This is a genomic window from Streptomyces sp. NPDC048018 (genome assembly GCF_043202995.1).
Taxonomy (GTDB): Bacteria; Actinomycetota; Actinomycetes; order Streptomycetales; family Streptomycetaceae; genus Streptomyces.
The window spans coordinates 521,448-539,538 of sequence record NZ_JBIDBK010000004.1; the positions used below are offsets into that span (position 1 = coordinate 521,448).

17 protein-coding genes are annotated in these 18,091 nt (G+C 73.2%); 12 read left to right on the forward strand and 5 right to left on the reverse strand.

Annotated features, from left to right (window positions below; translation table 11 throughout):
• Window positions 1-66: 66 nt before the first annotated feature.
• The 3 genes from ACGF1Z_RS18380 to ACGF1Z_RS18390 are packed head-to-tail and all read left to right on the forward strand — an operon-like array spanning window position 67 to window position 1,795.
• On the forward strand, window positions 67-930 hold the full coding sequence (locus ACGF1Z_RS18380) for a helix-turn-helix domain-containing protein (protein ID WP_393005077.1): 864 nt from the start codon (window positions 67-69) through the stop codon (window positions 928-930).
• Window positions 927-1,172, forward strand: coding sequence for a DUF397 domain-containing protein (locus tag ACGF1Z_RS18385; protein WP_393005079.1), 246 nt, complete (start codon window positions 927-929; stop codon window positions 1,170-1,172). Before ACGF1Z_RS18380 ends, ACGF1Z_RS18385 begins: the two co-directional genes overlap by 4 nt.
• Window positions 1,169-1,795 carry an HAD-IA family hydrolase gene (locus tag ACGF1Z_RS18390; RefSeq protein ID WP_393005081.1) on the forward strand — a complete coding sequence of 209 codons (627 nt, stop codon included), beginning with the start codon at window positions 1,169-1,171 and terminating at the stop codon, window positions 1,793-1,795. Before ACGF1Z_RS18385 ends, ACGF1Z_RS18390 begins: the two co-directional genes overlap by 4 nt.
• Here the strand turns inward: ACGF1Z_RS18390 and ACGF1Z_RS18395 are convergent.
• Window positions 1,785-2,153 carry a MerR family transcriptional regulator gene (locus ACGF1Z_RS18395; RefSeq protein WP_393005083.1) on the reverse strand — a complete coding sequence of 123 codons (369 nt, stop codon included), beginning with the start codon at window positions 2,151-2,153 and terminating at the stop codon, window positions 1,785-1,787. The two genes, ACGF1Z_RS18390 and ACGF1Z_RS18395, sit on opposite strands and share 11 nt — an antisense overlap.
• 70 nt (window positions 2,154-2,223) lie before the next feature.
• On the opposite strand from ACGF1Z_RS18395, the gene ACGF1Z_RS18400 reads away from it, so the two are divergent.
• On the forward strand, window positions 2,224-3,360 hold the full coding sequence (locus ACGF1Z_RS18400; RefSeq protein WP_393005085.1) for an alkene reductase: 1,137 nt from the start codon (window positions 2,224-2,226) through the stop codon (window positions 3,358-3,360).
• Window positions 3,361-3,621: 261 nt separating this feature from the next.
• Here the strand turns inward: ACGF1Z_RS18400 and ACGF1Z_RS18405 are convergent, their stop codons facing one another.
• Window positions 3,622-4,386 (reverse strand): MerR family transcriptional regulator, encoded by a 765-nt coding sequence (locus ACGF1Z_RS18405; protein WP_393005087.1) that lies wholly within the window; start codon window positions 4,384-4,386, stop codon window positions 3,622-3,624.
• Between the two features lie 405 nt (window positions 4,387-4,791).
• Between ACGF1Z_RS18405 and ACGF1Z_RS18410 the strand changes: the two genes are divergently transcribed.
• Window positions 4,792-5,685, forward strand: coding sequence for a GyrI-like domain-containing protein (locus ACGF1Z_RS18410; protein WP_393005089.1), 894 nt, complete (start codon window positions 4,792-4,794; stop codon window positions 5,683-5,685).
• Here the strand turns inward: ACGF1Z_RS18410 and ACGF1Z_RS18415 are convergent.
• Together ACGF1Z_RS18415 and ACGF1Z_RS18420 are read right to left on the reverse strand one after the other, a co-directional pair.
• Window positions 5,663-6,076 carry a Zn-ribbon domain-containing OB-fold protein gene (locus ACGF1Z_RS18415; protein WP_393005091.1) on the reverse strand — a complete coding sequence of 138 codons (414 nt, stop codon included), beginning with the start codon at window positions 6,074-6,076 and terminating at the stop codon, window positions 5,663-5,665. The two genes, ACGF1Z_RS18410 and ACGF1Z_RS18415, sit on opposite strands and share 23 nt — an antisense overlap.
• Window positions 6,076-6,525, reverse strand: coding sequence for a DoxX family protein (locus tag ACGF1Z_RS18420; protein WP_393005093.1), 450 nt, complete (start codon window positions 6,523-6,525; stop codon window positions 6,076-6,078). Before ACGF1Z_RS18420 ends, ACGF1Z_RS18415 begins: the two co-directional genes overlap by 1 nt.
• Window positions 6,526-6,705: 180 nt before the next feature.
• Between ACGF1Z_RS18420 and ACGF1Z_RS18425 the strand changes: the two genes are divergently transcribed.
• The 3 genes from ACGF1Z_RS18425 (at window position 6,706) to ACGF1Z_RS18435 (ending at window position 11,379) form a co-directional block, all read left to right on the forward strand.
• On the forward strand, window positions 6,706-7,881 hold the full coding sequence (locus tag ACGF1Z_RS18425) for a flavin-containing monooxygenase (RefSeq protein WP_393005095.1): 1,176 nt from the start codon (window positions 6,706-6,708) through the stop codon (window positions 7,879-7,881).
• Window positions 7,882-8,352: 471 nt separating this feature from the next.
• Window positions 8,353-10,578 carry an acetate--CoA ligase family protein gene (locus ACGF1Z_RS18430; RefSeq protein ID WP_393005097.1) on the forward strand — a complete coding sequence of 742 codons (2,226 nt, stop codon included), beginning with the start codon at window positions 8,353-8,355 and terminating at the stop codon, window positions 10,576-10,578.
• Window positions 10,579-10,587: 9 nt separating this feature from the next.
• Window positions 10,588-11,379, forward strand: coding sequence for an enoyl-CoA hydratase/isomerase family protein (locus tag ACGF1Z_RS18435; protein WP_393005099.1), 792 nt, complete (start codon window positions 10,588-10,590; stop codon window positions 11,377-11,379).
• A 185-nt stretch (window positions 11,380-11,564) separates the two neighbouring features.
• Here ACGF1Z_RS18435 and ACGF1Z_RS18440 read toward each other — a convergent pair whose 3' ends face one another.
• Entirely contained in the window at window positions 11,565-12,464 is a 900-nt protein-coding gene (locus ACGF1Z_RS18440) for a chitosanase (RefSeq protein ID WP_393005101.1), read from the reverse strand.
• 660 nt (window positions 12,465-13,124) lie between these two features.
• Here ACGF1Z_RS18440 and ACGF1Z_RS18445 point away from each other — a divergent pair.
• The 4 genes from ACGF1Z_RS18445 (at window position 13,125) to ACGF1Z_RS18460 (ending at window position 18,052) form a co-directional block, all read left to right on the forward strand.
• Entirely contained in the window at window positions 13,125-13,910 is a 786-nt protein-coding gene (locus tag ACGF1Z_RS18445) for a hypothetical protein (RefSeq protein ID WP_393005103.1), read from the forward strand.
• On the forward strand, window positions 13,907-16,120 hold the full coding sequence (locus tag ACGF1Z_RS18450) for a bifunctional polysaccharide deacetylase/glycosyltransferase family 2 protein (protein ID WP_393005105.1): 2,214 nt from the start codon (window positions 13,907-13,909) through the stop codon (window positions 16,118-16,120). The genes ACGF1Z_RS18445 and ACGF1Z_RS18450 overlap by 4 nt, the downstream gene beginning before the upstream one ends.
• The gene (locus ACGF1Z_RS18455; RefSeq protein WP_393005107.1) at window positions 16,117-17,340 is read left to right on the forward strand and encodes an acyltransferase; all 1,224 of its coding nucleotides are present in this window, start codon (window positions 16,117-16,119) and stop codon (window positions 17,338-17,340) included. The genes ACGF1Z_RS18450 and ACGF1Z_RS18455 overlap by 4 nt, the downstream gene beginning before the upstream one ends.
• A gap of 127 nt (window positions 17,341-17,467) precedes the next feature.
• Window positions 17,468-18,052: a flavin reductase family protein gene (locus tag ACGF1Z_RS18460; protein ID WP_382478768.1), complete on the forward strand. Its 585-nt coding sequence runs from the start codon at window positions 17,468-17,470 to the stop codon at window positions 18,050-18,052.
• Window positions 18,053-18,091: the final 39 nt, after the last annotated feature.

Here is an 18,091-nt window from a genome sequence, read left to right on the forward strand (position 1 = left end):
TACCCTGACCAGGGGCGACACCACGACGCTGAGTAGCGGTACGAGCACGCCAAGAGGGCGGTACGGATGTCGGGCAACGAGGAGGAACGGCCGGAACGGCCGTCCGAGGTCGACGGTACGGCGCACCTGTTCAGGGCGCTGGGCAAGATGATCAAAGTGCTGCGCAGGAACGCGGGCCTGAGCCAGGCGGAGCTCGCGGAGGCGACGCACTGCAGCGAGGACCTGATCTCGGCGCTGGAGCGCGGGGTCCGGACCCCGCAGCCGGACTTCCTGCTCCGCGCGGATCCGGTCCTGGGCGCGGGCGGCGTCCTGACCGCGGCGGTCGACGACGTACGGGAGGCACTGGCGCGGGCGCGGGTGCGGCATCCGGATTGGTTCCAGGATTTCGCGAAGGCGGAGGCGGAAGCAGTGGCGATGCACTACTACGAGGTGCAGGCGGTGCCGGGCATCCTGCAGACACCTTCCTACGCACGCTTCCTCTTCGAGAACCGCCGCCCCATGCTGGACGAAGAGACGATCGAGAAGCGCATCGCTGACCGGATCTCCCGGCAGGCCATCCTCGACAAGTGGCCATCTCCGACATTCAGCTTCGTCCTTGAGGCCGCCGTGCTGGTCCGTCCGTTCGGCGGGCCCGAAGTCCACCGAGAACAGCTGCACCGCATCCTCGATGTGGCTCGGCAACGGACAGTAGAGCTCCAGATCATGCCGCTGGACGGGGCAGAACACCCCTACCTGGACGGGGCTTTCACTCTCCTGACTCCAAAGGGAAGGCGGGAGGTGGCGTACACGGAAATCTACGGACATGCACGACTGATCACCGACCCCGAACTCGTACGCCAGTACACCGAGCGGTATGGGATCATCCGGGCGCGGGCTCTCTCACCTCAGGAGTCCCTGGTCTGGGTCGAAAAACTGCTGGGAGAACGATGAACACCACCGGGTTGGCGTGGTTCAAGAGCAGCCACAGCAGCTCCGAAGGCGGCAACTGCATCGAAGTCGCCTACGAATGGCGCAAGTCCAGCTACAGCGGCGGCGAAGGCGGTAACTGTATCGAGGTCGCCGCTCACCCCACCACCGTCCACATCCGCGACTCCAAGAACCCCGACGGCCCCCGGCTCGCCGTCACCCCCTCGGCCTGGGCCGTGTTCGTCGGCGTAGCCTCGGGCGCGTGACCAGGAACAACTTCGTACTCTTCGACGTCGACGGCACCCTGATGGACGCCGTCGAGAACCAACGGCGCGTCTGGCATGCCTGGGCGGACCGGCACGGGCTCGACGGGGACGAGGTCTACGCCGTCGCGCTGCGGACGCGGCCGGTGGAGACGTTCGCGGCCGTGGCGCCGGGGGCGGACCCGGACGCGTGCCTCGCCCTGCTGCACGCGCTGGAGGACGAGGACGTACGGACGGGGACGTACGCGGCCTTCGGCGGCGCCGCCGAGCTGCTGCACGCGCTGCCCGCCGACCGCTGGGCGCTGGTCACGTCCAACTACGAGCACCGGGTGCGCGGGCGGTTCGACCGGACCGGGCTGCCGATGCCCGGTCTGATCGTGGACGCGGCATCCGTCAGCGAGGGGAAGCCCTCGCCGGTGCCGTATCTCCTGGCCGCGGAGAAGCTGGGCGCGGATCCGGCCGACTGCCTCGTGATCGAGGACGCCCCCTCGGGCGTACGGTCCGGGCGCGCGGCCGGGATGACGGTGTGGACCGTCAACACGCCCGCCCCGGCCGAGGGTTCGCACCGGCACTTCGGCAGCCTGGCCGAGGCCGCGCCCGAGATCCTGGCGCGGGTCAGGAGCTGACGGCCGCCGATGCGGTGTCGATGAACTCGTCCAGGACCTCGCGGGAGCGGAGCAGGTCCGTGATGAGGCGGTCGATGCGCGCGCGTTCGGCGGTCAGCTCGGCGACCAGCTGCCCGTCGGTCAGCGCCGTCGGACCGGCGTCCACGTCCCGCATGCACGGGAGGAGTCGGGCGATCTTCTGGCTGTTGAGGCCGGCGGCGTAGAGCGACTGGATGCGGATGACGCGGTCGACGGCCCAGTCCCCGTAGTCCCGGTGGCCGCCGGGGGTGCGCTCGGAGCGGAGGATGCCCTGCTTCTCGTAGTAGCGCAGGGAGCGCTCGCTCACGCCGCTCCGTCGGGCCAGTTCACCGATCCGCACGGTCCGTCCTCCCCTTCGACGCCCGAAGACGCTTGAACCTGACACCGGTGTCAACTTCTACCGTACCGGCATGACGAGCAACGCGAACTCCCCCAGGGAATCAGGCCTCTTCGAGCCCGCCCGCCTCGGCCCGCTCCCGCTGCCGAACCGGCTGGTCATGGCCCCGCTGACGCGTAACCGGGCCTCGGCCGACGGCGTGCCGACCGCCCTCATGGCCACGCACTACGCCCAGCGCGCCTCCGCCGGGCTGATCATCGCCGAGGGCACGACGCCCAACGCCGTCGGCCAGACCTACCCCGACATCCCCGGCATCCACACGCCGGAGCAGGTGGCCGGGTGGCGCGCGGTGACCGGTGCCGTGCGGGCGGCCGGCGGGCGCATGTTCCTGCAGTTGCAGCACGGCGGCCGGATCGGGCACCCCGACACCAGCGGGTTCACGCCGGTCGCGCCGTCGCCGCTGCCGCTGCCCGACGGGCTCCACACGCGCGGCGGGCACACCCCGTCCGTCGTGCCGCACGAGCTCACCCTGGACGAGGTCCGGGCCACCGTCTCCGACTACGCCGCCGCCGCGCGGCGGGCCGTCGAGGCCGGCTTCGAGGGGGTCGAGGTGCACTCGGCCAACGGCATGCTGCCGCACCAGTTCCTGGCGCCGAACACGAACCGGCGGACCGACGCGTACGGCGGTCCGATCGTCCACCGGATCCGCTTCACGGTCGAGGTCGTCCGCGCGGTGGCCGCCGCGATCGGGCCGGAGCGGGTGGGGCTGCGCGTGTCGCCCGGCGTCTCGATCAACGGCATCGACGAGGGCGGCGAGACGGAGACGATCTACCCGGCGCTGGTCGCCGCCCTGGCCGACGAGGGCCTCGCCTATCTGCACCTGATCTTCGCCGAGCCGGAGCAGCCCCTGTTCCGGGCCCTCCGGAAGGCCTGGCCGGGCACCCTGATCGCCAACCCGAACCTGGGCTGGGGTGCGCCGCTGCCCGCCGACGGGGGCCGCGCGGCCGGTGAGCGGCTGCTGGCCGCCGGGGCGGACCTGATCTCCCTCGGGCGCGGCTTCCTGGCCAACCCCGATCTGGTCGAACGGATGCGGACCGGCGCGCCGCTCAACCCCGTTCGGGTGGAGTACCTGATGTACACGGGCGGGGAGGAGGGTTACAACGACTACCCGACGCTGGACGGGACGCGTGTGCTCGCGGCGGCGGAGTGAGGTCCGCACGCTGCGCCTTCGAGGACGTCCCCCGCCACGCACCCCCACGCACCCGCCTCCGCAGGCCGTCGACGGTCTGCAGCCCGTCGACCGCCCCCACGCCCGGCTCGTGGCCCCCTCGGGCGGGCCGGCCCGACCGCATCAGCCCGGCCTGCCCGGACCCGACCAGCCCGGCTCTGACCGAATGAGCCCAGCCCGGCCGGCCCCGCCCGACCGGATCAGCCCAGCCCGACCAGCCCACCCGGCGCGGCCCGGCCCGGCTCAGCTCAGCCGGGCGTCCGCGTAGACAGCCATCGCATCGCGCTGATAGTCGGCAAGACCGGGAGCGATCCTGTCGAAGTTCTCGCGAAAGCGCGGATCCTCGGCGTACGTCGCCGCCAGACCCCGGTACGCCTCGGCGTCAGGGGTCCAGAAGCGGCGGACGCCGCGGTGGTGGGCGTCCACCAGGTCCTGCACCGCCGGGTCGTCGGCCGGGGTGCCGGCCGCCATGAACTCGGCGAAGCGGATCATCTGGGCGGTGGCCTCGCGCTGCCACTCCTCGGTGGTCGCCGGGTCCATCCCCGCGACGGCGCGCCGGGACTCCTCGTACGCCGCCGGCCATCGCTCCCGGGCCTCGGCCTCCATCTCGGGGTCCGGCTGGAACCCCTCGAAGAGGTTCTCCGGGCGGTTGATCCTCACCATGTCCTCCTCTTCCTCGCTCTCCTCGAGATCGGCGATGGTGCGGGCCACCGTCCGGGCCAGGGTTCCGATCCGGTCCTGCTCCGCGAGCAGCCGTGCGTGGTGCTCACGGAGCACGGACACCCGGTCGGCCTGGCGGTCCAGGACGGCCTGGATCTCCCGCAGTCCCACGTCCAGTTCCCGCATGAGCAGGATCTGCTGGAGCCGCAGCAGCTGCGCCTCCTCGTAGTAGCGGTGCCCGTTGCCCGCGACGTACGCGGGCGGCAGCAGGCCGATGTCGTCGTAGTGCCGCAGCGTCCGGGACGTCACCCCGGACATCCGGACCACGTCCGTGATCGACCAGGCCATCGGCGGTGTCCCTCCCTCGCATGGGGCCGGTCGGTCCGGCCCCGTACGAAGACCGTAGGAGTTGACGTCGCGTCAACCGCAAGTCCGGGGCCCGTGTCCCTCCGGGCCCGTCACGCGGGCGGGGACGCCGCGGGCTCGGGAAGGGGGCCGTCCCCCGACAGCGCCTTACCTGCGGCGCGCCCTCGGTCGGTCGGCGCCGCACCCGCGCAGCCGAGCGCCCCCGCGACCGGACGCCGCACCTGCGGAAGGATGAGAGGCACGCCGACGTCACCCGGCCGCGCCCGGCCGCCCGCGGGAGCACCGTCCGGCCGGTCCGGCCACCCGACCTTTCCGGGCACCGATGGTCGGGTCCCGGGAGGGTGCCGGTTCCTACGGTGGAGACGTCAAAGGGAAGGACACGCACCCGTGCTGGAGCAGCTCAACCAGGCACTGGACCACATCGAGCGGTGCCTCGGCGCGGAGGCCGGCCGGGAGGTCGACGTCTCCGAGGTGGCGCGGATCGCGATGACGTCGGAGTACCACTTCCGGCGCCTGTTCTCGGCGCTCGCCGGGATGCCGCTCTCCGTGTACGTGCGGCGGCGGCGCATGACGCTCGCCGGGGCCGAGGTGCTGGACGGGGAGCGGACGCTGCTCGACGTGGCCGTGCGGTACGGATACGGCTCGGGCGAGGCGTTCGCGCGGGCGTTCCGGTCGGTGCACGGCATCGGGCCGGGCGAGGCCCGGCGCACGGGCGCGACGCTCACGGCGCAGCCGCGCATGTCCTTCCGTGTCGTCGTCGAAGGGAGTACGACCATGCGGTACCGGATCGTCGAGAAGGACGCGTTTCGGGTCGCCGGCAGGAAGGCGCGGATCCCGCTCGTGCACGAGGGGGTCAACGCGGCCGCCGCGGCGCACGTCGGGAGCCTGGACGAGCGGGCGATCGTACGGATGAAGGAGCTGGCCGACGGGGAGCCGGAGGGGGTCCTGTCGGCGGTGGTGCACCTGACCGACAGCCGGGAGGAGGGCGCCGAGCTGGACTACTGGATCGGTGTCGTCACCGGTGCCGGGGAGCCCGTGGAGGGGCTCGACGCCCTCGACGTGCCGGCCGGGACCTGGGCGGTCTTCGACAACCACGGGCCCTATCCGAGCGCGCTGCAGGAGCTGTGGCGGGACGTGTTCACGCAGTGGTTCCCGTCCAACCCGTACGCGAGCCGGCCGGGTCCCGAGCTGCTGCGGACCCGGCCGGTGGAGATCGGCGCGGAGACGGACTCCCAGCTGTGGATCCCGGTCGAGCGGCTCAGCGGGGGCGCCGGGGCGTGAACACCGGCACCTGGACGTCGCCCTCCGCCCGGAAGGCGACGTCCAGGTCCATGCCGATGCGCAGTGCGGACTCGGGGCAGTCCACGATCTCGGTCATCATCCGCGGGCCCTCGGCGAGGTCGACGACCGCCGCCACGTAGGGGACGCGCTCGCCGAAGGGCGGGAGGTCGTTGCGGTGCACGACGGACCACGTGTAGAGCACGGCGCGCCCGCTCGCCCGCCGCCATTCGACGGCCTCGCTCCAGCAGTGCGGGCAGAACTCGCGCGGGTAGTGGTGTGGCCGGTCGCAGACGGTGCAGTGGCGCAGCAGGAGGTGTCCCTCGGCGGCGGCGTCCCAGTAGGGGCGGGTGAAGGCGTCGACCTCCGGGAGGCTCGCGGGGGTGCCCGTCATCAGAAGAGTCCGATCGCGTGGTCGACGGACCAGGTCTGCCAGGACATCGCGAAGAGGGCGACGAGGGAGATCAGCGCCATCATCGCGTTCTGGCCCTGCTCGGCCCAGTCGTGGATCATCAGGGTGAGGTAGAGCAGGTTGAGCAGCAGGCCGCCGACGAGGGCGACGGGGGTGAGGAGTCCGGCGACCAGGCCCAGCCCGAGGGCGAGTTCGGCGTACACGACCACGTACGCCATGAGCCTGGGGCGCGGGGCGACGACCGCGTCGAAGCCGTTCCGCACCGCCGCCCAGCGGTGCTGGGCCGCGACCCCGGCCGCCCAGGCGATGCCGGTGCCGCGCTCGAACCAGCCCTTGCGGTCCTTGTGGCGCCAGCTCTCCAGCCACCACAGGCCGAGGCCTATGCGCAGGACGGCGAGCCATTCGGCGCCGGTGAGCCAGATCGTCTGCATGTGCCCCGACCGCCCTTCGGGTATGGAATCTGACAGGTCGTCAGTTCAGTCGTCAGTTCAGCGGAAGGCCACCCCTCTCCGCAAGACCTCTGCCGAACCTCTGCATGCGTGATCGATTCGCAACCGAACTCCCTCTTGACCGAGACCCACGACGTGTACGCGTCATTACGCTCAGCAGTCATGACCGTCACCCCCCAGCCCCACCCCGTCTACGTCATCGGCGGCGGACCCGGCGGACTCGCCGTCGCCGCCGCCCTCCGCGCGCGGGGCGTACGGGCCGTCGTCCTGGAGAAGTCCGACGCCGTCGGCCACTCCTGGCGCCACCACTACGACCGGCTGCGGCTGCACACCACCCGCCGGCTCTCCGCCCTGCCCGGCCTCAAGATCCCCCGCTCCTTCGGCCGCTGGGTCGCCCGGGCCGACGTGGTGCGCTACCTGGAGAAGTACGCCGAGTTCCACGACCTGGAGATCGTGACCGGGGTGGAGGTGGACCGGGTCGAGCGGGCGGAGGCCCCGGACGAGGGCCGCTGGATCCTGCACGCGACGGGGGGCCGCCGGCTCGTCGGCAGCGCCGTGGTCGTCGCCACCGGTCACAACCACACGCCCCGCGTCCCCGACTGGCCGGGCCTCGGCACCTACACCGGGACCGGGCGCGGCACCCTCGTGCACGCCCGCGAGTACCGCAACCCCGAGCCCTACCAGGGCCTGGACGTCCTCGTCGTCGGCGCCGGAAACACCGGCGCCGAGATAGCCGCCGACCTCGCCGAGGGCGGCGCCGCGCGCGTACGCCTCGCGGTGCGCACCGCGCCGTACATCGTGCGCCGCGCCACGCTCGGCTGGCCCTCCCAGCGCAACGGCATCCTGGTGCGGCGACTGCCGGTGGGCCTGGTGGACCGGGTGACCGGGCTGTTCGGCCGCTTCCTGACGGCCGACCTCTCGGCGTACGGACTGCCGAGGCCCGAGGGCGGCCTCTACTCACGGGTGCGCCAGGGCGCGATCCCGGTGCAGGACGTGGGCCTCGTCGCCGCCGTACGGGCCGGCAGGGTCGAACCGGTCGCCGCCGTCGACTCCTTCGACGGCCCCGAGGTCGTCCTCGCCGACGGCTCCCGCATCACCCCGGACGCGGTGATCGCGGCGACCGGCTACCGGCGCGCCCTGGAGCCCCTGATCGGCCACCTCGGCGTCCTGGACGCCCGGGGCCGCCCGGTGACCCGGGGCGCCCGCTGCCCCGCCGAGGCCCCGGGGCTCTACTTCACCGGATTCACCAACCCGATCAGCGGGATGTTCCGCGAGATGGCGCTCGACGCGGAGCGGATCGCCCGGCGGATCGCCCGGAGCCACTCCGCCAAGCGCTGAGGCCCACCGCACGGGCCGCGCCGGCCGCCGCACGGACCGGCTCGGCGCCGTCCGGGCCGGCGTCACCGTACGGACCCGCCCGCCGCCGCCCGCCCGCCCAGGGCCGGGTGAAGCCGCCGCCCCGCGGCAGCGCGGTCCGAGTCGCGGCCCGACGCGGCCCGACCCGCGGTCCGACGCGCGGCCCGACCCGCGGTCCGACGCGCGGGCGCCGGGCGCGCCGGGTGCGCCGGGCCCGGGTCGTGGCGCGGCCCGGGTCCGGCGGTCCGCGAAGGCCGGCGCCGGGGGCACCGGAACGGCGCCCGTGCGGGCACGGATCGACGGCGTCGTCACCCTTCCCTTCCGGTCCGCGGCCCTCCACCGCGCGGGCGCTCGCACTCCTTTGCCCGCACACCCATTCCTGACTGACCGTCAGTTCTGTAATCTGACTGAGTGTCAGAGAAGGGAATCGGAACGGACGGGCGGAGCGACACGATGCTTGGATCCACTCACGGCACCTTCACCACGGACCTCCGCGCCCGCGTCGACGCCTGCGGCGAGCAGCCCGCCCGGGCCGTCGTGCACGGCGTCGCCGCCCTGGAGGGCGATACGGACGTCAGCGGGCGCCCGCTGTACGCGCCGGTGCCCGAGCTCGACCGGTTCTTCCGGCCCGAGGTCGTCGCCGTCGTCGGCGCCTCCGACACCGAGGGACGGCCCAACACCGGGATCACCCGACAGCTGATCGACTGGGCAGGACGCGTGGGGGCCCGCGTCGTCCCCGTGCACCCGTCCCGCGCCGCCGTCTTCGGCATCGACTGCGTGGCGTCCGTGGCCGACCTCGACGAGGCCGTCGACCTGGCCGTCCTCCTCGTCGCCGACCCGCTGCCCGTGATCGAACAACTGGGCTCCACCAAGGTCAGGTTCGCGGTCGCCTTCGCCTCGGGCTTCGCCGAGACCGGCCAGGCGGGCGAGCGGGCCCAGGAGCGGCTCGCCGCCGCCGTCGCGCGGTCCGGCATCCGGCTGCTCGGCCCCAACACCAACCTCAACGCCTTCGAGCGCTTCCGCGAGGACCTCGACGGGCCCGCCGTCGCGCTCATCACCCAGTCCGGCCACCAGGGCCGGCCCGTCTTCACCATGCAGGAGCTCGGCGTCCGCCTCTCGCACTGGGCCCCCACCGGCAACGAGGCCGACCTGGAGACCGCCGACTTCCTCTCGTACTTCGCCCACCGCCCCGAGGTCGGGGCCATCGCCTGCTACGTCGAGGGGCTCAAGGACGGGCGCTCGTTCCTGCTCGCCGCCGACCAGGCCGCCCGCCGCCGGGTGCCGGTGGTCGCCGTCAAGGTCGGCCGCACCGAGGCCGGGGCACGGATGGCCGCCTCCCACACCGGCAAGCTCACCGGCGCCGACCAGGTCGTCGACGCCGCCATGCGGCAGTTCGGGGTGATCCGGGTCGACGGGCTCGACCAGCTCCAGGACACCGCGGCGCTGCTCGCCCGGGCCCGCCGGCCGGTCGCCGAGGGAGTCGTCGTCTACTCCATCTCCGGCGGCACCGGCGCCCACTTCTCCGACCTGGCCACCGCCGCCGGACTGACCCTGCCGACGCTCTCGCAGGCCCGCCAGGACGAGCTGCACCAGTGGATCCCCGACTACCTGAGCGTGGCCAACCCGGTCGACAACGGCGGGCACCCGGTGGGCGACTGGCGCGGCCGGAAGATCATCGACGCGATCCTCGCCGACCCGGCGGTCGGGGTGCTGATCTGTCCCATCACCGGCCCCTTCCCGCCCATGAGCGACAAGCTCGCCCAGGACCTCGTCGACGCGGCCGAGCAGACCGACAAGCTGATCTGCGTGGTGTGGGGCTCCCCGGTCGGGACCGAGGAGGCCTACCGGACGACCCTGCTCGGCTCCTCGCGCGTCGCCACCTTCCGCACCTTCGGCAACTGCATCGGCGCGGTGAAGGCGTACCTCGACCACCACCGCTTCACCACCGGCTACCGCTCCCCCTTCGACGAGGCCCCGCGCACCCCCTCCCCCTCGTTCCGCAAGGCCCAGGCCCTGCTGCGGCCCGGCCACCGGCTCAGCGAGCACGCGGCCAAGCAGCTGCTGCGCGCGTACGGGATACGGGTGCCGCGCGAGCAGCTGGTGACCAGCGCCGCCGCGGCCGTACGGGCCGCGGGCCTGGTCGGCTACCCGGTCGTCATGAAGGCCTCGGGCCCGCGGCTCGCCCACAAGACGGAGCTGGGCCTGGTGAAGGTCGGACTCACCTCCGCGAGCCAGATCAGGGACGCCTACCGGGAGTTGACCGACATCGCCCGCTACGAGGGCATCGACCTGGACGGCGTCCTGGTCTGCCAGATGGTGGGACACGGGGTCGAGATGGTGGTCGGCGTCACCCACGACCCGCTCTTCGGGCCGACGGTCACCGTCGGGCTCGGCGGGGTCCTCGTGGAGGTCCTGAACGACGCGGCCGTGCGCGTACCGCCCTTCGGGGAACGTGAGGCCCGGGACATGCTCGGCGAACTGCGCGGCCGGGCCCTGCTCGACGGCGTGCGCGGCGCTCCCGCGGCCGACGTCGACGCGCTCGTGGAGGTCGTCCTGCGGGTGCAGCGCATGGCCCTCGAACTCGACGGGCAGCTGTCCGAGCTGGACATCAACCCGCTGATGGTGCTGCCGCGCGGGCAGGGCGCGGTGGCCCTGGACGCGCTCGCCGTGTGCCGGTAGGAGACGACGATGGCCGAGGTACTGCACACCGTCGGGAACGGCGTCGCGTGGATCACGCTCAACCGCCCCGAGGCGATGAACGCGCTGACGTGGGACCAGCGGGAGCGGATCATCGCGCTGCTCGCGGACGCCTCCGCCGACCCGGCGGTGCGGGCGGTGGTCGTGACCGCGACCGGACGCGGCTTCTGCGCGGGCGCGGACCTGCGCGGAGGCCCGTCCGCGCCGGCGCGGGAGCGGGTCACGGGCGACGTGGCCCGGATGATCCGGCAGGGCGCGCAACGCTTCATCGGGGCCGTACTGGACTGCGAGAAGCCGGTGATCGCGGCGGTCAACGGGACGGCGGCCGGGCTCGGCGCACATCTGGCGTTCGCCTGCGACCTGGTGCTCGCGGCGGAGCAGGCGACGTTCGTGGAGGTCTTCGTCCGGCGCGGGATCGTGCCGGACGGCGGCGGGGCGTATCTGCTGCCGCGCCTGGTGGGGCCCCAGCGCGCCAAGGAGCTGATGTTCTTCGGCGACGCGCTGCCCGCCGCCGAGGCCCGGGCGATGGGCCTGGTCAACCGGGTCGTACCGGCCCAGGACCTGGAGAAGACGGCCCGCGAGTGGGCGGAGCGGCTGGCCCAGGGCCCGACCCGCGCACTCGCCCTGACGAAGCACCTGGTGAACGTCTCCCTGGAGTCCGACCGGGCGGCCGCCTTCGCGGCGGAGGCGGCGGCGCAGGAGCTCTGCATGACCTCGCGGGACGCGCAGGAGGGGGTGGCGGCCTTCGTGGAACGCCGGACGCCGGCGTACGAGGGGAGCTGACGCCGTCATGCGAGGGCCGCTGGACGCCGTCGTACGAGGGGCGCTGGACGCCGTCGTACGAGGGCGTCGCCGGGGGCCGGCCGGGCCCGGCACCGGGCCGACGGGCCCCCGGGGCGCGCGCCGTCGCACCGCACGGCGCCGGGGCGCGCCGGCCCCGGCGGGAGCCGGTGCCGGCGCGCGCGGTGTCAGGTCCGGTACTCCCGGCCGTAGACCGTCCAGCGGAGCGGAGGGTCGAGTTCCAGCCGTCCTTCTTCGAGGAAGCGGCGCAGGGTCGTGTCGACCCTGCTGGTGTCGTTGTCGTTGCGCTTCGCCCGGATGGCCTCGCGGTGCACGTCCAGGAAGACGTCGAGGTAGGCCTTCTCGTCGCCCCCCTCGGCCGGGGTGTCCGCCTCCGCCGTGGCCCGTTCGCGCAGTTCGTAGAAGCCGTTCGCGCTGATGTCCGGGCCGTGGAAGACCATCGCGTCGTAGTAGACGAACTGCCCCAGGGTGCCGAGCCCGTCGAGCTTGGCCAGGCGGACGGCGGGGTCGAAGTAGACCCGGTCCCGCTCCTCGTCCTGGGCCTCGCGGAACGCCTCGACCTCCGCCTCCGCCCGCCACGCCGCGGTGAAGCCGGGGTCGAGGCCCTCGTGCGAGTCCGTGCCGTCGACCGCGCGCAGGGCCGGCAGGTAGCGGGCCAGGCCGTTGCCCGGATGCGCGGCGGTGTAGCGCTCCACGAGGCCGAGCAGGTCGTGGGTTCCCGTACAGAATCCGACGATGCCCGCGGTGTAGCCCTGCCCGTCGCCGATGTCCTTGACGGTGCCGTACGTCCCGCGCCAGTCGAGGGTGGCGTGCACGGCGCTCGCCTCGATCCGCCCCGCCAGCTCCTTCTTCGCCGGGGCGGCAAGACCGGCGGGCATCCCCGCGACCGCCTCCTCGTCCTCCGGGTCCCCGGGGTTCTCGGCGGCGGCCTTCGCCTCCTGACGCGACAGCGGGGCCGTGGCCCCGGCCGGGCCGTCGGCCTCCGGATGTCCGGGTGCGAAGAGGTAGGCGGCCGCCGTCACCACGACGGGAAGGGCCGCGGCGAGGAGGCATCCGGCGCGTTTCATGGCGCACAGAGTAATCGCGGCTCCCGCCCGGCCCGGCGGCACGCGTCCCGGCCCGGGCGCCGCCTCCCGCACCGTCCCCTCGACGCGGACCCGCGGCGGAACCGCGGACGGGCAGATCGCCGTCCCCGTGGGTGACGGTTCGGCCCTACGGGCCAGTAGGAATCCGGGTTGGGCTGGTTTCAGCCATATCCCGATCCTTCACAGGAACTTCACAGTCGAGGAGAACATCTTCTCGACGGATCCATGCGCTAACCTCATGGCCCCCGGGCACAGTGTGACAGAGGGGGCGTTCGAGCCGACGAGGGTTCGATCCTGTGAACAGGTACGTCGACCCGGGAGCGTACGTGCGCCCGTGAATGTTTCTTGGGGATGTGCGACGCAGTGGAAAAGTGGCCTGATCACAGCCAACCCGGCAGATGGATACCCCTGCACGGGAGCGACCCCCTGGCCGAAAGGGGAGGGCACCCCACCTTCTCCGAGGCGAGCGGCGCCCCCTTCGAGGTCGGCACGACGAGACTGCCGGCAGCCGTCGCGGGCATGGACGGACGACTCCCCACGGACCGCGATCCGTCACTGAGCGTGTTCGACGACGGGGGCGCCGCGACGTCGGTCCTCTCCTCAGCGCACCCGGCCGCTTCACTGCCGCGAAGTGACACGGGCATGACACAACCGTTCGTCACGACCCCCTTCGAGGCCGCCCCGGCGTCCCTCTTCGAGAAGGCCCCCGCGGCCCCCTTCGAGGACGTCGACGCGCTCGACGGAGCGCACGATCCGCACGAGGTCACGGTCCAGATGGACGCCATCCGGATCGGCGGGCAGGACGGCGCCCGGCGCCTCCAGCCGGCCGAGGCCGCACCGGCGCCCCGCCCCGAGCCCAACGGCCCCGTCTTCGTCGACGAGTCCGGCCGTCGCAGCCGCCGCTACCGGCGCATCGGCACCCTGGTCGGGATCGCCTGCGCCGTCTACGCCGTGGTCATCGTGGTCACGCTGCTGACCGGCAACTCCTCCGCGCCCTGGGTGCCCGTCCCCGAGCAGGAGAAGGCCGTGCCCGCCGGGCAGGACGGCGCCTCGCCGTCGGCGACCGATTCCGCCTCCCCGTCCGCCTCGCCGAGCGACTCCCCCTCGCCGAGCGCCGGCGACGACAGGCGCTCCGCGACGCCCACCCGGACGCCCGGCTCCTCGTCGCGCACCCCGGTCACGACCACCGCCGCGCCCTCCAGGAGCGCCACCGCGCCCACCCCGGGCCGCATCACCCAGAGCCCCCGTCCCGGGCCCACCGCCACGGCCACCGCCACGCCGTCCCCCTCCGCCCCCACCGGTGTCGGCACACCCGACACCTCCGCGTCCCCCGCCGACGGCGCACCCATGAACCTCGGCCTGGGCCGTCCGGCACCCACCCGGTACGGCAACGCCGTCGCCCCCACCTCTCCCGAGAACATCCTGTGACCTCACCGCGCAACCGAAGACGCCGCTCTCCCCGCGGCGCCGCACGGGGCGGCCCGCGCCGCTCGCTGCCCCTCCGCTTCGTCCTTCCCTCACTGGTCCTGGTCGCCGTGGTGACCATGCTGATGCTGCGCGGCTACGTGCACAGCGAGATCCTCGCCGACCACCGTGTCCGCGGCGAGGTCGCCGCCGACGCGGTGCCCGAGGAGGTGCTCGACGGCGGACCGATCATCGACACCCGTGACGGCGGCCGGCCGACCAGCCTGAGCGTGCCCGACCACAGCCTCGTCCTCACCTTCGACGACGGCCCGGACCCCACCTGGACCCCCAGGGTGCTCGACGTGCTGAAGAAGCACCGGGCGCACGCGGTCTTCTTCGTCACCGGCACCATGGCGTCCCGCCACCCCGAACTCGTCCGCCGCATGGTGGCCGAGGGGCACGAGGTCGGCCTGCACACCTTCAACCACCCCGACCTCTCCTACCAGTCCCCGCGCCGCATCGACTGGGAGCTGTCCCAGAACCAGCTGGCGCTGGTCGGGGCCGCCGGCATCCGCTCCTCCCTCTTCCGGCCGCCGTACTCCTCCTTCGCCGACGCCATGGACAACGCGTCCTGGCCGGTGACCGAGTACGTCGGCACCCGCGGCTACCTCACCGTCGTCAACAACACCGACAGCGAGGACTGGCGGCGGCCCGGCGTCGACCGGATCATCCGCAACGCGACCCCGAAGCACGGCGCGGGCGCGATCGTCCTCATGCACGACTCCGGCGGCGACCGCAGCCAGACGGTGCGGGCGCTGGACACGTTCCTGCCCCGGATGCAGGACGAGGGCTACCGCTTCCAGAACCTCACCGAGGCGCTCGACGCCCCCAGCGCCAACACCCCGGTCACCGGCGTGGAGCTGTGGAAGGGCAAGGCCTGGGTCGGCATGGTGCAGGCCTCCGACGACCTCACCGACGGGCTGGTCGTCGCCCTGGCGGTCATCGGCGTGCTGGTCTTCACCCGCTTCGGCCTGATGCTGGTCCTGTCCGGCGCCCATGCGCACCGGGTGCGCCGCAAGGGCTTCCGCTGGGGACCGCAGCCGGTCACCGAACCCGTCTCGGTGCTGGTGCCGGCGTACAACGAGGCCAAGTGCATCGAGAACACCGTGCGCTCCCTCATGACGAGCGAGCACCCCATCGAGATCGTCGTCATCGACGACGGCTCCAGCGACGGCACCGCCCGCATCGTCGAGGACATGCGGCTGCCGAACGTCCGCGTCGTGCGCCAGCTCAACGCCGGCAAGCCCGCCGCCCTCAACCGGGGCGTGGCGAACGCCCGTCACGACCTGATCGTGATGATGGACGGCGACACCGTCTTCGAACCGTCCACCGTGGGCGAGCTGGTCCAGCCCTTCGCCGACCCCCGGGTCGGAGCGGTCGCCGGCAACGCCAAGGTCGGCAACAAGGACTCGATGATCGGCGCCTGGCAGCACATCGAGTACGTGATGGGCTTCAACCTGGACCGCCGGATGTACGACATGCTGCGCTGCATGCCGACGATCCCCGGCGCGGTCGGCGCCTTCCGGCGTACGGCGCTGGAGCGCGTCGGCGGCATGAGCGACGACACGCTCGCCGAGGACACCGACATCACCATGGCCCTGCACCGCGACGGCTGGCGGGTCGTGTACGCGGAGAACGCGCGCGCCTGGACCGAGGCGCCGGAGACCGTCCAGCAACTGTGGTCCCAGCGCTACCGCTGGTCGTACGGCACGATGCAGGCGATCTGGAAGCACCGCCGTGCCGTGGTCGACCGGGGCCCCTCGGGCCGCTTCGGCCGCCTGGGCCTGCCCCTGGTCGCGCTGTTCATGGTCGTGGCGCCGCTCCTGGCGCCGCTGATCGACGTGTTCCTCCTCTACGGCCTCGTCTTCGGTCCCACCGGGAAGACCGTCGTCGCCTGGCTGGGCGTCCTGGCCGTCCAGGCGGTCTGTGCCGCCTACGCCTTCAGGCTGGACCGGGAGAAGATGACCCATCTCATCTCCCTGCCCCTCCAGCAGATCCTCTACCGGCAGCTCATGTACGTCGTGCTGCTCCAGTCCTGGATCACCGCTCTCACCGGCGGCCGGCTGCGCTGGCAGAAGCTGCGCCGCACCGGAGTGGTGGAGGCGGCGCCGGGCGCGCTGCCGCAGCAGCAGTCCGCCGGTGCCCCGGCGCCCGATCGGAGGCCCGTCGGATGACGACGCACGAGCAGGCGGTCACCCCGCCACGGGCCGCACCGGCGGCCCTCCCCGGGCAGGACGGCCCGGCCGGGGCCGCACCGGTCCCGGCAGCCCCCCGGCCCGGCCGGGACCGCTATCTGGACCTGCTGCGCTCGGTCGCCCTGGTCCGCGTGGTGGCGTACCACGTCTTCGGCTGGGGCTGGCTGTCGGTCGTCTTCCCCTCCATGGGCGTGATGTTCGCGCTGGCGGGCATGCTGATGGCCCGCTCCCTCGACCGCCCGGCCCGCCAGGTGATCGCGAGCCGGGTGCGTCGACTCCTGCCGCCCCTGTGGGCGTTCAGCGCGGTGACGCTGGTCCTGCTGCTCGTCGACGGCTGGAATCCGCTGAAGGACCCCGACGAGGGCGGCACCTGGGGCCTGGTCCGGCTGCTGACGTACCTGGTGCCGGTCGGCGCGCCGCCCTATCCGTCCGACGACGACTGGGCGATGCAGGCGGCGGGCCCGCTCTGGTACCTGCGCACCTACCTGTGGTTCGTGGTGGCCTCGCCCCTGCTGCTCCGGGCCTTCCGCCGGGTGCCGTGGGCGATGCTGCTGGCCCCGCTGGGGCTGACGGCGCTCATCGGGACCGGCCTGGTCGCCATTCCCGGCGAGACCGGCGAGGGAGTCACCGACTTCGCGGTCTACGCCGCCTGCTGGATGCTCGGCTTCGCGCACCACGACGGCCTGCTGCAGCGGATCCCGCGGTACGCCGCCGTGTCCTGGGCCGTCCTGGTGATGGCGTTCGGCCTGTGGTGGGCCTCGGGCCACCTGACCGAGGAGGGCTGGGACCTCAACGAGATCCCGCTGGCGCAGGCGACCTGGTCGTTCGGCTTCGTGGTGATCCTGCTCCAGTACGCACCCTCGTGGCAGCGCCTGCCGGGACGGCTGGCGAAGTGGGACGGGTTCGTCACCCTGTCCAACAACCGCGCGGTCACCATCTACCTGTGGCACAACCTGCTGATCGGCCTGGCCGAGGTGATCGTCAACCTGGGCTACCGGCTGCCGTTCCTGGACAGCGAGCGGGGCAACGCGGCGCTCGACGCGACGTACATGCTGTGGAGCTTCGTCCTGGTCTGGCCCTTGATCGCGCTGGCGATCCTGGCGTTCGGCTGGATCGAGGACCTGGCGGCACGGCGCGGACCGCGGCTGTGGCCGGACGGGGCCGCCCGGCCCGCCGCGCGGCGCGCGCGCCGCAGGTAGTCCGCGCCGGAAGGACGGGCCGGCGCCGGCGACCGGCCGGCCCGTCCGGATCGCACGTGGTCCCGCACAAGGCTTCTCATCTGACGAACCGTCAGCTTCAATGGCCGATGTGATGGGACACGCTGGGATGGCGGCCACCGCCGTCCGATACCTCAGGTCGGCCGGAGCGCCCACGGCCGTGGAACCCCTGCCCCGACCCGCGCTCCGGGCGGTACGGGACGACGAGCGGCTGCCCGTCGATCCGGCCGAGTTCCGGCGGGTGCTGGGGCACTTCGCGAGCGGCGTCACGATCGTGACCGCCCTCGACGCCGACGGCCCGGCCGGCTTCGCCTGCCAGTCCTTCGCCTCGCTGTCGCTCGACCCGCCGCTGATCGCCTTCATGGTCGCCCGCACGTCGACGACCTGGCCGCGGATCGCCCGCGCCGGGCGCTTCTGCGTCAACATCCTGGGGGCGCGACAGGGCGGGCTGTGCCGGGCGTTCGCGGTGAGCGGCGCGGACAAGTTCGCGGGCGTGGACTGGACCCCGGCCCCGTCGACCGGGTCGCCGCTGCTCCCGGACGCCCCGGCCTGGGTGGACTGCACGATCGCGACGGTCCACACGGGCGGCGACCACCTCATCGTGGTGGGCCGGGTGGAGGCGCTGGGCGCCACCGCCGGAGGCGGGGACCCGCTGCTGTTCCACCGGGGGCGGTTCGGGCGCTTCGAGGGCTGACCCGGCCCCCGGAGACGCCCGCCCGCGGCCGGCCGCCGC

Excerpts from the sequence above, each read along its gene's own strand:
- ACGF1Z_RS18380 (WP_393005077.1), top strand. The coding sequence starts at position 67 with ATGTCGGGCAACGAGGAGGAACGGCCGGAACGGCCGTCCGAGGTCGAC.
- ACGF1Z_RS18385 (WP_393005079.1), top strand. The coding sequence starts at position 927 with ATGAACACCACCGGGTTGGCGTGGTTCAAGAGCAGCCACAGCAGCTCC.
- ACGF1Z_RS18400 (WP_393005085.1), top strand. The coding sequence starts at position 2,224 with ATGACGAGCAACGCGAACTCCCCCAGGGAATCAGGCCTCTTCGAGCCC.
- ACGF1Z_RS18405 (WP_393005087.1), bottom strand. The coding sequence starts at position 4,386 with ATGGCCTGGTCGATCACGGACGTGGTCCGGATGTCCGGGGTGACGTCC.
- ACGF1Z_RS18415 (WP_393005091.1), bottom strand. The coding sequence starts at position 6,076 with ATGACGGGCACCCCCGCGAGCCTCCCGGAGGTCGACGCCTTCACCCGC.
- ACGF1Z_RS18420 (WP_393005093.1), bottom strand. The coding sequence starts at position 6,525 with ATGCAGACGATCTGGCTCACCGGCGCCGAATGGCTCGCCGTCCTGCGC.
- ACGF1Z_RS18425 (WP_393005095.1), top strand. The coding sequence starts at position 6,706 with ATGACCGTCACCCCCCAGCCCCACCCCGTCTACGTCATCGGCGGCGGA.
- ACGF1Z_RS18430 (WP_393005097.1), top strand. The coding sequence starts at position 8,353 with ATGCTTGGATCCACTCACGGCACCTTCACCACGGACCTCCGCGCCCGC.
- ACGF1Z_RS18435 (WP_393005099.1), top strand. The coding sequence starts at position 10,588 with ATGGCCGAGGTACTGCACACCGTCGGGAACGGCGTCGCGTGGATCACG.
- ACGF1Z_RS18440 (WP_393005101.1), bottom strand. The coding sequence starts at position 12,464 with ATGAAACGCGCCGGATGCCTCCTCGCCGCGGCCCTTCCCGTCGTGGTG.
- ACGF1Z_RS18445 (WP_393005103.1), top strand. The coding sequence starts at position 13,125 with ATGACACAACCGTTCGTCACGACCCCCTTCGAGGCCGCCCCGGCGTCC.
- ACGF1Z_RS18455 (WP_393005107.1), top strand. The coding sequence starts at position 16,117 with ATGACGACGCACGAGCAGGCGGTCACCCCGCCACGGGCCGCACCGGCG.
- ACGF1Z_RS18460 (WP_382478768.1), top strand. The coding sequence starts at position 17,468 with ATGGCGGCCACCGCCGTCCGATACCTCAGGTCGGCCGGAGCGCCCACG.